Annotated in this window: 12 protein-coding genes; 6 read left to right on the top strand and 6 right to left on the bottom strand. The window is 74.5% G+C overall.

What is annotated here, in order from left to right; translation table 11 throughout:
• Positions 1-30: 30 nt before the first annotated feature.
• Positions 31-978 (bottom strand): homocysteine S-methyltransferase, encoded by a 948-nt coding sequence (gene mmuM / locus C0216_RS08390; RefSeq protein WP_246042392.1) that lies wholly within the window; start codon positions 976-978, stop codon positions 31-33.
• A 298-nt stretch (positions 979-1,276) separates the two neighbouring features.
• Between mmuM and C0216_RS08385 the strand changes: the two genes are divergently transcribed.
• Entirely contained in the window at positions 1,277-1,471 is a 195-nt protein-coding gene (locus C0216_RS08385; RefSeq protein ID WP_114054658.1) for a hypothetical protein, read from the top strand.
• A 137-nt stretch (positions 1,472-1,608) separates the two neighbouring features.
• On the opposite strand, the gene C0216_RS08380 is transcribed toward C0216_RS08385, so the two are convergent.
• The 4 genes from C0216_RS08380 to C0216_RS08360 all read right to left on the bottom strand — a co-directional run bounded on the left by C0216_RS08380 (position 1,609) and on the right by C0216_RS08360 (position 4,444).
• Positions 1,609-2,082 (bottom strand): DUF6099 family protein, encoded by a 474-nt coding sequence (locus tag C0216_RS08380; RefSeq protein WP_114054657.1) that lies wholly within the window; start codon positions 2,080-2,082, stop codon positions 1,609-1,611.
• A 123-nt stretch (positions 2,083-2,205) separates the two neighbouring features.
• Entirely contained in the window at positions 2,206-2,601 is a 396-nt protein-coding gene (locus C0216_RS08375; RefSeq protein WP_114054656.1) for a nucleotide pyrophosphohydrolase, read from the bottom strand.
• Positions 2,555-3,982 carry an ATP-binding protein gene (locus C0216_RS08370; RefSeq protein WP_246042390.1) on the bottom strand — a complete coding sequence of 476 codons (1,428 nt, stop codon included), beginning with the start codon at positions 3,980-3,982 and terminating at the stop codon, positions 2,555-2,557. Before C0216_RS08370 ends, C0216_RS08375 begins: the two co-directional genes overlap by 47 nt.
• Before the next feature lie 66 nt (positions 3,983-4,048).
• The gene (locus tag C0216_RS08360; RefSeq protein ID WP_114054655.1) at positions 4,049-4,444 is read right to left on the bottom strand and encodes a cell division protein SepF; all 396 of its coding nucleotides are present in this window, start codon (positions 4,442-4,444) and stop codon (positions 4,049-4,051) included.
• Positions 4,445-4,642: 198 nt separating this feature from the next.
• Between C0216_RS08360 and C0216_RS08355 the strand changes: the two genes are divergently transcribed.
• The 4 genes from C0216_RS08355 to meaB all read left to right on the top strand — a co-directional run bounded on the left by C0216_RS08355 (position 4,643) and on the right by meaB (position 10,693).
• Positions 4,643-5,359 (top strand): DUF2470 domain-containing protein, encoded by a 717-nt coding sequence (locus C0216_RS08355; protein ID WP_114054654.1) that lies wholly within the window; start codon positions 4,643-4,645, stop codon positions 5,357-5,359.
• Positions 5,360-5,625: 266 nt separating this feature from the next.
• Positions 5,626-7,485 carry a methylmalonyl-CoA mutase family protein gene (locus C0216_RS08350; RefSeq protein ID WP_114054653.1) on the top strand — a complete coding sequence of 620 codons (1,860 nt, stop codon included), beginning with the start codon at positions 5,626-5,628 and terminating at the stop codon, positions 7,483-7,485.
• Positions 7,482-9,692, top strand: coding sequence for a methylmalonyl-CoA mutase (gene scpA / locus C0216_RS08345; RefSeq protein ID WP_174250364.1), 2,211 nt, complete (start codon positions 7,482-7,484; stop codon positions 9,690-9,692). Before C0216_RS08350 ends, scpA begins: the two co-directional genes overlap by 4 nt.
• Before the next feature lie 14 nt (positions 9,693-9,706).
• Positions 9,707-10,693: a methylmalonyl Co-A mutase-associated GTPase MeaB gene (meaB, locus tag C0216_RS08340; protein WP_114054652.1), complete on the top strand. Its 987-nt coding sequence runs from the start codon at positions 9,707-9,709 to the stop codon at positions 10,691-10,693.
• Between the two features lie 222 nt (positions 10,694-10,915).
• Here meaB and C0216_RS08335 read toward each other — a convergent pair whose 3' ends face one another.
• Positions 10,916-11,308: a MerR family transcriptional regulator gene (locus tag C0216_RS08335; RefSeq protein WP_114058524.1), complete on the bottom strand. Its 393-nt coding sequence runs from the start codon at positions 11,306-11,308 to the stop codon at positions 10,916-10,918.
• Positions 11,309-11,380: 72 nt separating this feature from the next.
• Here C0216_RS08335 and C0216_RS08330 point away from each other — a divergent pair, with 72 nt between their 5' ends.
• Positions 11,381-12,661, top strand: coding sequence for an MFS transporter (locus C0216_RS08330; RefSeq protein WP_216827058.1), 1,281 nt, complete (start codon positions 11,381-11,383; stop codon positions 12,659-12,661).
• Positions 12,662-12,676 lie beyond the last annotated feature (15 nt).

Here is a 12,676-nt window from a genome sequence, read left to right as displayed (position 1 = left end):
TTCTTGCCGCCGGGCCCGCCCGTCCGCCGCCTATTTTCCGGGGGCGGCCGTTCCGCGGGGCCGGTCCGGCGGGGTGCCGTGCACGGCGGCCGCGAGGGCGGCGATGCGGCGGGGGCCGATCCGGCAGCAGCCGCCGAGGAGGCGGGCGCCGGTCCGCTGCCAGGCCCGGACGGGCCAGGGGGCGGGGGCGGCCGGGTGCTCCCAGATCGCCGCGGCGGCGTCCCACGCGGAGCCGTCGTTCGGGTAGGCGAGCAGCGGTTTGCCGGTGGCGGAGGCGGCCTCCTCCAGGGCGGGCAGCACGTCCCGGGGGTCGCAGCAGTTCACGCCGACCGCGACGACCTGCGGGGACTCCCCGGCCAGGGCGAACGCCTCGGCGAGCGGCCCGCCGGCCCGGGTGCGGCCGTCGGCGACGGTGTACGACAGCCAGGCCCGTGCCCCGGTCTCGGCGAGCACACCGAGGACGGCTTCGGCCTCGTCGGCGTCGGGGACGGTCTCGACGGCCAGCACGTCGGGCCCGGCGCTGAGGAGCGCCTCGATGCGGGGCCGGTGGAACGCGGCGAGCTGCCGCCTGCTCAGCCCGTACCGGCCGCGGTACTCGGAGCCGTCGGCGAGGACCGCGCCGTACGGGCCGACGGACGCGGCGACCCACACGTCGTGCCCGGCGGCGTCGGCGGCGCGGGCGGCGAGGCGGACGCTGCGGTGCAGCAGCCCGGTGGTCTCGGCGCGGCCGCGGCCGCGGGCGGCGAAGGCCTCGTAGCCCACCTGGTAGCTCGCGGTGATCAGCACCTCGGCGCCGGCCTGCGCGTACGCCGTGTGCGCGGCCTGCACCTGGTCGGGCCGCTCGGCGAGCACCCGGCCGGTCCACAGGCCGCCGGACAGCTCGCAGCCCTGGTCGGCGAGCTGGTTGCTGAGCCCGCCGTCGAGCACGAGCGCCCGCGCGGCGAGCGCGTCGGCGAACGGCGCGGTCGCCCGCGTCACGCCTCCCACCGCCCCAGCGGGTCCGGCCGATCCGGACGATCCTGACGATCCTGCGGTGTGCGGCGGTGTACGGCGTGCACGGCGTGTTCCACGCCACCCATCCTGCACCTCGCCGCCCCCGCAGGGTGAATCTCCGTCAACCGGGAGCCGCCCGCGGCCACGGCCAGTGACCAGCCGCCGACGGGAATCGTTTCCCCGGTCGGAGCCGGACCGCCCGGCCCGCGCGCCGGCGGCCCGCCCGCCGGCACGACCGCTGCCCCCTTCCGCCCGCGGAAGGGCCGGGGCCGAGGAGGCCGCCATGTCCCACGAGTCCGCATCCGAACACCCCGGACAGGACGACATGCGCCGCGACCCGGCCGCGGCCGACCCTCCGAAGAACCTCCTCCAGCAGATGGAGGACCTGATGGCGGCCCTGAACGCGGACCTGTCCCGACTGGACGCCGAACTCCAGTCCTCCACGGACCGCGCCGCGGGCCCGGGCCGCACCCCGTAGCAGCGGCCACCCCGGCCGGTGGCGCGCGGGAGCGGCCCCACCCCCGGGAGCGGCCCCGGCGGTCGGGCTGCTCTCCGCCCCGGCCGGTCCCGGCCCCGGCCCCGGTCGGGGGACCTGGACGGGGACGCGGAGGCGGGTCAGGCTGCGCCGTGGTGGTGGGCCGTCAGGCGGCGCAGGAGCGCGCGGACCCGGTCGCTCGACTCGTCGGCCGCGTCGATCGACTCCATGCACTGCCAGTACAGGCCCTCGTCGTCCGTGCCGCAGGCGACCCCGACCAGGGCCATGCCGACCTCCCCGAGGAGGTCCTGGAGGCCGAGGAGGGAGCCCCGGACGTCGGTCACCACGGTCAGCTGGGCCGCGCGCGGCGGCTGGTCCGGTGCCGCGCGCTCCCCGCGCAGGGCCGCTCTGTGGAACACCCCGCAGCCTCTGCCTCCCGCTTCGCCCAGGCCCCGCGCCTCCGCTCTCAGTTCCCGCGGCCCGCTGACCGCGAGCCAGTGGCCCATGCCCTGGGCCAGGGCCTGGGTCTGCCAGGCCTCCCACACGATGTCCATCGCCGCCCCGCTGTGCGCCAGCGCGTGGCGGCCGGCCGTGATGAGCCGTACCGCATCCATATGCCGTCCCCCGTCCGCACGACATCCGCCGTTCTCACCACTACCCAGAGTGAGGGCAATGCGCCAGTAAAGCCAGGGGTATTCGGAAATCTCTGGACAGAGACAGGGTTGTGGACGACGCCATCACTCCGAAGAGTGACGGCCTGGGGTGGTGGGGCCGGCCACCGGGAAGCGGAGCTCGTTCCTCTCGATCTTCGCGGCGAGCGCGTCCAGCACGTCCACCCCCAGGACCTCGCAGAACTGCAGCAGGTAGGCGAGCACGTCGGCGGCCTCGTCGGCCACGCGGTGCGCGGTGTCCGGCTCGTCCATGACCCGCGCCGACTGCTCGGGTGTCAGCCACTGGAAGATCTCGACGAGTTCGGACGCCTCCACGCTCAGCGCGACGGCCAGGTTCTTCGGGGTGTGGTACGGCTCCCAGCCGCGGGCCGCCGCGAACTCCGCCAGACGCTGCTGGAGTCGGTACAGGCGCTCGTCAGCGGTCTCGTGCGGTTCGCTGTTCGTCTCGGGCGTGTCGGTCATGCCCCAGGTCTACCACCGCCGCCCCGGGGGCCTCGCGGGCGGCCGCCGCGGCCTCCTCCCCGACGGCCGCCAGGAGGCGGACGTGGCCGCGGCCGCCGGCGAGGAGCGCGAGGCGCAGCAGTTCGGCGTTCTGCCGCCGGTCCAGCCCGCGGTCGAAGCCGTCGGCGAGGACGGTGAGGGCCTGGCGGGCGGAGAGCAGTTCGGCGGCGGGGTCCATGGCGAGCACCCCGGGGCCGGTGAGCAGGACGAGGGCCAGGGCGAGGAAGCGGAGTTCGCCGGAGCCGAGTCGGCCGAGTGCGGTGGCGGGCTGCCCGGGCCCGCGGTCCAGGGCGGCGGTGACGGGGCCGGACCGGTCACAGGAGGTGAGGACGTCGAGGCCGTGGACCCGTCCCGCACAGGCGGCCTGTGCGGCGCGCGCGAGCAGCGTGTGGCGGGTGGTGCACTCGTGGCGGGTGCGGCGCAGTACGTCGGCGAGGTTGGCGCAGTCGCGGAGCAGCCGGCCCTCGCCGTGCACCGCTGGGGCGCGCATCCGCTCCGGCTCCGGGTCGCAGGCGAACACGGAGCGGAGGGCGACGACGACCTGTTCGGCGGCGGCGAGGACGCGCCGCTGACCGGGGGTGGCGCCGGCGACGCGCAGGGGGATGAGGGCGGTGCCGAGCCGGTCGTCGGGGAAGGGGGCGCGGGTGACGGCGGCGCTGCCGCCGGTCAGCCAGGCGGCCTGGACGCTGCGGCGGCCGGGGTCGCGCAGGGCGGTGCCGAGCAGGGTCTCGCCGTTCGCGGTGAGGCGTTCGCCGACGATCCGCAGGGCGGGTTCGGCCTGTACGGCGAGGTCGAGGCGGACCGGGCCCGCGGGGCCGTCGACCGTGCAGCCGATCCGGAAGCCGCGGCGCCCCTGGGCGTCGACTGGGGCCCGGTCGGGGACGCGGGCGGCGGGGTCGGGGAAGGCCGCCTCCAGGGTGGCGCCCGCGGCGAGGGCGGCGAGGGCTTCGTGGGCTGCGAGGACGTGGGACTTGCCGCTGCCGCTCGGCCCGGTGAGGAAGGTGACGGGGGCCAGCGGCAGGGCGAGGCCCCGGTGCGGTCCGAAGGCGGAGAGCCGCAGCTCGCCGACGACGGGCCGCACCGGCCCGGCCCCGCCGGCGGCTCCGGGCGCGGCAGAGGCCCCGCCGTCCGGGGTCCCGTGCCCGTACGGCGGGGCAGCCGCGGCAGGCGCCGCGCCCGGCGCCGCCGGATGCCGCGCCGGACCGGCCGCCGCCGCGGGCCGCGGGCCGCCGGCCCGCGGCGCAGCGCCCGGGCGGTGCCCCCGTCGGGTCAGGCGGGATTGCTCGGGTACGGCGGGACCCGTGCGGGGCCGGGGCTCCGCCGTGTCCGGGGTGGCGTCCATGCGCCGGACGGTAGGCCCGCCGGGAACTCCCCCGGCACGCCGAACCGTTACCTCGGCGCGACCTTCCTACGATCGGGGGACGGCCGCGGCCGCGATCCCCTCGACCTCGGTTCCGACGGGGGCCAGCAGGAAGACGTTCCGGTCGACGCGGTGCATGCCGCTGCCCAGTCCGAAGACGACCCCGCTGCTGAAGTCCAGGATCCGCTTGGCTACTTCAGTGTCGGCCCCGGTGAGGTCGAGGAGGACGGGGACCTGCGCGATCAGGTACTCGGCCACCTCCCGCGCGTCGGCGAAGACCTGCACCCGGATCACGACGAAGCGCCGCTGTTCGGCGGCCGCGGTCCCGGAGGACGCGGGGATCGTGCGGTGGTCCACCCGTGAGGGCCACTCGTTGCGACTGCGCAGGGGAACCACCTGCGCGAGACCCTCCCACTGTTCGTCCGTGACGTCGTACCTGCTCACCGGGCCGCCTCGGCCGCGCGCTTCATGTGCATCCCCCCATCCTCTCGTGTTTCACCCGTTCAGCCCAACAACGACACGGCCGACACGGGGGGCGCACGGAAACGCGGGCGTCTCGGCGGGGCGGGGTGTCCACCCCACCGACAATCGGTTAGGTTAGGCATGCCTAAGTTTGCAGTCCAGGACGATGGAGAGATCCGCATGCGCATGTCCGGTGCACCCGCCACCCCTGCCGCCGGCCGCCCCACCGACGCCGAGCGCGTCCGCTCGATCCTGGCCGCCGCCCACTCCATGACCGTCGTCACCGACGGCGTCCCCACCGAGGTGCGCCACCTCGACGGCACCGACCCGCTGGGCCGGCTGCACCTGCACCCCGCCGAACCCGGCGGCGAGATGGAGGAACGCCCCTCGATCCGGATGGAGTTCACCGACATCGCGCCCACCCCGGTCCGCGACCGGGTCCGCGCCCGCGTCACCGTCGCCGGCCGCCTCCTCACCCCCTACCGCGGCCAGGACGCCGAGGGCTCCACCTGCATCGAGTTCCTCCGGGCCGTCCTGGAGACCCCGGACGGCCGCCGCACCTCCATCGGCCTCGGCGAGCTGGAGGCGGCCTCCCCCGACCCCCTCGCCCCGTACGAGGCCGGGATGCTCACGCACTTCCTCGACGACCACTCCGAGCTCGTCACGCTCCTGCTGCGCCTGGTGACCCCGCAGCCCACCGCCGACCTCGTACGCGCCCTGCCGCTGGCCATGGACCGCTACGGGCTCACCCTCCGCCTGGAGGAGCGCCGCGGCCACCGCGACGCCACCCTGGCCTTCCCCTCCCCCCTCGACGACGTCGAGCAGTCCGGCGCACAGATGCAGGCCCTCTTCAGCGCGGCCCGCCGCCGCTCGCACCGCAACACCCTGCCCGCCTGACGCCGCGGGCGGCCGGGCGCGCCGGCCCCTGCCCGGCCGTCCGGGCCGACACGCCGCCGGGTCCGCCGTCCGGGCGATCCGCCACGCCCGGCCGCACGGGGCGCCCCGCGGCGCATACACAGAGCCGGCCCCGGGGCCCGCCGCGCCAACAGGGCACGGTTCCGGTTGTGCCCGCTCTTCCGCGCTCCTACCCCCTCACATGAGAGGGGGAGATCACATCCAGTGCTTATGGTCGTCCCCACCGTGACCCCCCTAGCATTCGAGCCATGACGGTCCTGCCTGATGACGGGCTCTCCCTGGCCGCCGAGTTCCCTGACGCGACGCATGAGCAGTGGCAGCGCCTGGTAGAAGGCGTACTGCGCAAGTCCGGCAAGGACGTATCCGGCGGAGCCGCGGAAGACGCGTTGTCCACCCAGCTAGAGGACGGGCTCCTCACCCGCCCGCTGTACACCGTGCCCGACACCCCCGCGGACACCGGTTTCCCCGGTTTCGCCCCCTTCGTACGGGGCGGCACCCCCGCGGGCGGTGCCGCCTCCGGTTGGGACGTGCGGCAGCGGCACCTCGGCACCGACCCCGCGCAGGTCAACGAGGCCGTCCTCGCCGACCTGGAGAACGGCGTCACCTCGCTGTGGCTGTGCCTCGGCGGGGACGGCCTCCCCGTCGACGCGCTCGGCCGGGCCCTCGACGGCGTGTACCTCGACCTCGCCCCCGTCTCCCTCGACGCCGGTGCCGACTTCGAGGCGGCCGCCCGCGCCCTGCTCGCCCTGTACGCCGAGCGCGGGACCGCCCCGGACGCCGCCCGCGGCTGCCTCGGCGCCGACCCGCTCGGCCACGAGGCCCGTACCGGGGAGGCCGCCGGCCTCGACGCCGCCGTCGCCCTCGCCCGGGAGACGGCCGCCAACTGGCCCGGACTGCGCGCCCTCGCCGTCGACGCCCTGCCGTACCACGAGGCCGGCGGCTCGGCCGCGCAGGAGCTCGGCCTGTCCCTGGCCGCCGGCACCGCCTACCTCCGGGCGCTGACCGCCGGCGGACTCGGCGTCGAGGCGGCCCTCGGCCAGGTGGAGTTCCGGTACGCGGCGACCGCCGACCAGTTCCTCACCATCGCGAAGTTCCGCGCGGCCCGCCGCCTGTGGGCCCGCGTCGCCGAGGCGTGCGGCGCCCCGCACGCCGGCGCCCAGCGCCAGCACGCGGTGACCTCGCCGGTGATGATGACCCGCCGCGACCCGTGGGTGAACATGCTGCGCACCACCGTCGCCTGCATGGCGGCGGGCGTCGGCGGCGCGGACTCCGTCACCGTGCTGCCGTTCGACCACGAGCTGGGCCTGCCCGACGCGTTCGCGCGCCGCATCGCCCGCAACACCTCCTCCATCCTGCTGGAGGAGTCGCACCTGGCGCGGGTCGTCGACCCGGCCGGCGGCTCCTACTACGTGGAGCGGCTCACCGACGAACTCGCCGACGCCGCCTGGGAGTTCTTCCAGACCGTCGAGAAGGCCGGCGGCCTCGCCACAGCCCTGCGCTCCGGCCTGGTCGCCGACCGGCTGGCTGCCACCTGGGCGAAGCGCTCCGCGAAGCTCGCCAAGCGGCGCGAGCCCGTCACCGGAGTCAGCGAGTTCCCGCTGCTGTCCGAGCAGCTGCCCGAGCGGCCCCCCGCCCCCGCGGCGCCCTCCGGCGGCCTGCCCCGCGTACGGCGCGACGAGGCGTACGAGGCGCTGCGCGCCCGCAGCGACCGGCACCTCGCGGCGACGGGCGCCCGGCCGCGGATCTTCCTCGCCGCCCTCGGCCCGGCCGCCGCGCACACCGCGCGCGCCACCTTCGCCGCGAACCTGTTCCAGGCGGGCGGCATCCAGCCGGTCCACGACCCGGTGTCGGTGGACGCGTCGACCGCCGCCGCGGCGTACGCGGCGAGCGGCGCCGACGGCACGGCCGTGCTGTGCTCCAGCGACGCGCTGTACGAGGAGCACGCCGAGGCCGTGGCCGCGGCCCTGCGCTCGGCCGGTGCGACGACCGTCTACCTCGCGGGCAGGCCCGGCACCGCGGGCGGCGCCGCCGACGAGCACGTCCACGCCGGCTGCGACGCGGTCGCGGTGCTGTCCGGCGCCCTCGACCGGATGGGAGTGGCCCCGTGAGCGGCACCGAGATCCCCGACTTCTCCGCCCTGCCCCTGCGCGGCGGCGCCCCGTCCGCCGGGTCCGAGGACCAGTGGCGCAGCGCCGTGAAGGAGGCGACGGGCAGCGACACCGGCGACCTGCTGTGGGAGACCCCGGAGGGCATCGGGGTGCAGCCGCTGTACACCGGGCGCGACCTGGAGGGCCTGGACTTCCTCGCCACGTACCCGGGCGCGGCGCCGTTCCTGCGCGGCCCGTACCCCACCATGTACGTCAACCAGCCGTGGACGATCCGCCAGTACGCGGGATTCTCCACCGCCGAGGAGTCGAACGCCTTCTACCGGCGCAACCTGGCGGCCGGCCAGAAGGGCCTGTCCGTCGCCTTCGACCTGCCGACGCACCGCGGCTACGACAGCGACCACCCGCGCGTCACCGGCGACGTCGGCATGGCGGGCGTCGCGATCGACTCGATCTACGACATGCGGCAGCTGTTCGACGGGATCCCGCTGGACCGGATGTCGGTGTCGATGACGATGAACGGGGCGGTGCTGCCCGTCCTCGCCCTGTACATCGTGGCGGCGGAGGAGCAGGGCGTCTCGCCCGACAAGCTCGCCGGGACCATCCAGAACGACATCCTCAAGGAGTTCATGGTCCGCAACACCTACATCTATCCGCCGAAGCCGTCGATGCGGATCATCTCGGACATCTTCTCGTTCACCTCGCAGAAGATGCCGCGGTACAACTCGATCTCGATCTCCGGGTACCACATCCAGGAGGCGGGCGCGACGGCCGACCTGGAGCTCGCGTACACCCTCGCGGACGGGGTGGAGTACCTGCGGGCCGGGCAGGGCGCCGGGCTCGACGTCGACGCGTTCGCGCCGCGCCTGTCGTTCTTCTGGGCGATCGGCATGAACTTCTTCATGGAGGTCGCGAAGCTGCGCGCCGCCCGCCTGCTGTGGGCCAAGCTGGTGCGGCAGTTCGACCCGAAGAACGCCAAGTCGCTCTCCCTGCGCACCCATTCGCAGACCTCGGGCTGGTCGCTGACCGCGCAGGACGTCTTCAACAACGTCACCCGCACCTGCATCGAGGCGATGGCGGCCACCCAGGGCCACACCCAGTCCCTGCACACCAACGCCCTCGACGAGGCGCTCGCCCTGCCGACGGACTTCTCGGCGCGCATCGCCCGCAACACGCAGCTGCTGCTCCAGCAGGAGTCGGGGACCTGCCGCACCATCGACCCGTGGGGCGGCAGCGCGTACGTGGAGAAGCTGACGTACGACCTGGCGCGCCGGGCCTGGCAGCACATCCAGGAGGTCGAGGCGGCCGGCGGCATGGCGCAGGCCATCGACGCGGGCATCCCGAAGCTGCGCGTGGAGGAGGCCGCGGCCCGCACCCAGGCCCGTATCGACTCCGGGCGGCAGCCGGTGATCGGCGTCAACAAGTACCGCGTCGACAGCGACGAGCAGATCGAGGTCCTCAAGGTCGACAACTCGGCGGTGCGGACGCAGCAGATCGACAAGCTGCGGCGGCTGCGCGCGGAGCGCGACGAGGCCCGCACCCAGGACGCGCTGCGCGCCCTGACCAACGCCGCCGAGCGGGGCGCGGGGCAGGGCCTGGAGGGCAACCTCCTCGCGCTCGCCGTCGACGCGGCGCGCGCGAAGGCGACGGTGGGCGAGATCTCGGACGCCCTGGAGAAGGTGTACGGACGGCACGCGAGCCAGATCCGTACGATCTCCGGTGTGTACCGCAGCGAAGCAGGGGAGTCCCCGAACGTGGAGCGCACCCGTTCCCTCGTCGACCGGTTCGAGGAGGCGGAGGGCCGCCGTCCGCGCGTGCTGGTCGCCAAGATGGGCCAGGACGGGCACGACCGCGGCCAGAAGGTCATCGCGACGGCCTTCGCCGACCTGGGCTTCGACGTCGACGTCGGCCCGCTGTTCCAGACCCCGGCGGAGGTGGCCCGCCAGGCCGTCGAGGCGGACGTCCACGTCGTGGGCGTGTCGTCGCTGGCGGCCGGCCACCTGACCCTCGTCCCGGCGCTGCGCGAGCAGCTCGCGGAGGAGGGGCGCGAGGACATCATGATCGTGGTGGGCGGGGTGATCCCCCCGGCCGACGTGCCGACCCTGCTGGAGATGGGCGCGGCTGCGGTGTTCCCGCCCGGCACGGTCATCCCCGACGCGGCCCACGACCTGGTGACGCGGCTCGCCGCGGATCTGGGCCACGAGCTGTAGGCGGGGGCCGGCCGGTGCCGAAGATCGACATCGAGGCGTACGCGAAGGGCGTCCTCGACGGGAAGCGCGCGCTCGTCGCGCGGGCGATCACCCTCGTCGAGTCGACGCTGCCCGCGCACCGCGCGCTGGCGCAGACCCTGCTGACGGAACTGCTGCCCCACGCGGGGCGGGCCCGGCGCATCGGGATCAGCGGCGTACCGGGCGTCGGGAAGTCCACGTTCATCGACGCGTTCGGCACGATGCTGACGGGGCTGGGGCACCGGGTCGCCGTCCTCGCGGTGGACCCGTCGTCCAAGCGGACGGGCGGGTCCATCCTCGGCGACAAGACGCGGATGGAACGGCTGTCGGTCGACCCGGCCGCGTTCGTACGGCCCTCCCCGTCGGCGGGCACGCTCGGCGGGGTCGCCAAGGCCACCCGCGAGTCGATGATCGTGATGGAGGCGGCCGGGTACGACGTCGTCCTCGTCGAGACGGTCGGCGTCGGGCAGTCCGAGACGACCGTCGCCGGCATGGTCGACTCCTTCCTGCTGCTGTCGCTGGCGCGGACCGGCGACCAGCTCCAGGGCATCAAGAAGGGCGTCCTGGAACTGGCCGACGTCCTGGCCGTGAACAAGGCCGACGGGCCGCACGAACGCGACGCACGCGCCGCCGCCCGCGAACTCTCCGGCGCGCTGCGGCTGATGCACCCGGCGGACGCGGCGTGGACGCCGCCCGTCCTGACGTGCAGTGCGCGGGAGTCCACCGGGCTGGACGAGGTCTGGAACCGGCTGGAGCAGCACCGGCGGCTGCTGGAGGCGGGGGGCCGGCTGGCCGCGAAGCGGGCCGCCCAGCAGGTGGAGTGGACGTGGTCGATGGTCCAGGAGGAACTCCTGGACCGCCTCCGCACCCACCCGGCGGTACGGGACCTGGCCCCGGCGCTGGAGGCCCGCGTACGCGCGGGCACCCTGACACCGACGCTGGCGGCGGACGGCCTCCTGAGGGCCTTCACGGGGGCTTGCTGATCGTTTCAGAATGAGTGAGCCGCGGGCCCCGTGCTTGATGATCTGGGCCGGCAGGGCATCCGGGTGCGTGCTGATCTTGTTCCGAAACGGCCAGTCATACGCATCTTCCCCTTCGGCGCCCCATCCGACCGGTTGGCTGCACCTGCGTCACGCAGGGAGGTCTACCCCTCCGGGCCCCGCGGTGAGGACGATTCCCACGCACATCGGCCGGGTGGCACCCGGTCAGGGCGCCGCATCCGTCGTGTCGAGCAGTACACATTGGTCGAATTTCATGCAGCCGCACTCCAGACAGTCCGCAACTGCCTGCCGCAGGGCCTGAGCCTGCGCAATGTGCCGATCGAGTTCGGGTAGCTTGCGCGTAGCCATGTCCCGCCACTGGCGGGTGGCGGACGGGGAGGTGTCGTCGGCCAGCAGTTGCGTGATCTCGGCGAGTGTGAAGCCTGCCCGCTGAGCCATCTTGACCAGGGCCACCCGGCGGACGGCGGTCGCGGGCCATTCCCGGCGCCCTCCTTCGCGCCGCGCGCCGGGCAGCAGACCGCGCTCCTCCCAGTAGCGCAGCGCCGAGGCCCGGACGCCGGTTCTGGCCGCGAGCTCACCGATGGGCAGATGTCGCATGCCCACCCCCCTCTCCTCGATCCTCGGGCCGGTCTTGACTTCAAGCGTGCTTGAAGGACGACTGTGGCCTGCATGTTCTCAGCAGCACCGGGACGGCTGATACCCGGCCCCTACCGCTCCCTGTTCGCCGACCGCACCTTCCGGCGGCTGATGCCGGTCTTCGCGTTGTCCGACCTGGGCGACGGCATGACCGTCGTCGCAGTCGCGTGGCTTGCGTTCGCACTGGGGCCCGATGGCGGCCAGGGCGCGCTCGCCGGTATCGCCGTCGCCGCCTACGTCCTGCCCGGAGCGCTGGGCGCACTGGTCCTGGGCAGATGGATGCGTCGGCTTCCCGCGCGGCGGCTCCTGGTCGCCGACTCGGCGCTACGGGCCGTACTGCTGGGGGCCATCCCGCTCGCACACCTGGCAGGGCTGCTCACCCCGGCCGTGTACGTCGGGCTCCTGGGCGCCTCCTCGCTGCTTCACGCCTGGGGCAAGGCCGGAAAGCACGCGCTCTTCGCTCCTCTGCTCTCCGACGACCAGCGCCTGGCGGCCAACAGCGTGCTGGGCACCAGTCTGTGGGGCGCGACCATCGCGGGCCCCGCTCTCGCGGGCCTTCTCATGGGAGTGGTGTCACCGGCATGGATCCTCGGCCTGGACGCCGCCACCTTCGCCGTGCTCGCCCTCCAGACCAGCCGTACCACCGTGCCCCGCTCACCAGCACCCCCGCATACCGGAGGGGCACGGCGCGGACTGAGCATCCTGCGCCGTCAGCCGGAGCTCCTCGGCCTGCTCCTCGTGACCTGGGTGTTCAACCTGGCCTTCGGACCCGTCGAAGTCGCCCTGCCCTCGTTCGTCTCCGCCGACCTCGGTGCCGACGCGGGGCTGCTCGGCGTCTACTGGGCCGCCTTCGGTATCGGCGCCGTCATCGGAGCTCTCGCCCTGGGCGCGGCCAGACGGTTCCCCCTGTGGCCGGCCATGCTCGGCATCATCGCCGGCCACGGCATCGGCATGCTCCCCTTCGCCCTCGCGGACACCGCCCTTCCTTCTCTGATCGGATTCGCCTTCGCCGGACTCGTCTACGGCCCCTACTCCGCGCTCTCCTTCACCCTGATCCAGGACCGCACACCCGCCGACTCGCTCACCACGGTCCTGGCCGCGCGCAGCGCCGTACTCCTGACAGCCTCCCCCCTTGGAGCCGCGCTCGGAGGCTTCCTCCTCGACCGGGCCGGGGCCCCGGCCGTCCTCGCCGGCTGCGGGATGCTGATGATCCTCGTAGTCCCCACCAGCATCGTTGTCCTGAAGCTCTACAAGGTCATCAACGACGGCTTCAGCCCTCGTACGACCCGGCCGGACAACCACGTCATCCCTTGAGACCTGCCGGAGCCA

The organism is Streptomyces globosus (assembly GCF_003325375.1).
GTDB classification, from domain to species: Bacteria; Actinomycetota; Actinomycetes; order Streptomycetales; family Streptomycetaceae; genus Streptomyces; species Streptomyces globosus_A.
The sequence above is the reverse complement of the archived record's forward strand: the minus strand, read 5'-3'. Positions and strand labels throughout refer to the sequence as shown.

Excerpts from the sequence above, each read along its gene's own strand:
- C0216_RS08380 (WP_114054657.1), bottom strand. The coding sequence starts at position 2,082 with ATGGATGCGGTACGGCTCATCACGGCCGGCCGCCACGCGCTGGCGCAC.
- C0216_RS08335 (WP_114058524.1), bottom strand. The coding sequence starts at position 11,308 with ATGCGACATCTGCCCATCGGTGAGCTCGCGGCCAGAACCGGCGTCCGG.
- C0216_RS08370 (WP_246042390.1), bottom strand. The coding sequence starts at position 3,982 with ATGGACGCCACCCCGGACACGGCGGAGCCCCGGCCCCGCACGGGTCCC.
- C0216_RS08330 (WP_216827058.1), top strand. The coding sequence starts at position 11,381 with ATGTTCTCAGCAGCACCGGGACGGCTGATACCCGGCCCCTACCGCTCC.
- C0216_RS08350 (WP_114054653.1), top strand. The coding sequence starts at position 5,626 with ATGACGGTCCTGCCTGATGACGGGCTCTCCCTGGCCGCCGAGTTCCCT.
- C0216_RS08375 (WP_114054656.1), bottom strand. The coding sequence starts at position 2,601 with ATGACCGACACGCCCGAGACGAACAGCGAACCGCACGAGACCGCTGAC.
- C0216_RS08355 (WP_114054654.1), top strand. The coding sequence starts at position 4,643 with ATGCGCATGTCCGGTGCACCCGCCACCCCTGCCGCCGGCCGCCCCACC.
- C0216_RS08385 (WP_114054658.1), top strand. The coding sequence starts at position 1,277 with ATGTCCCACGAGTCCGCATCCGAACACCCCGGACAGGACGACATGCGC.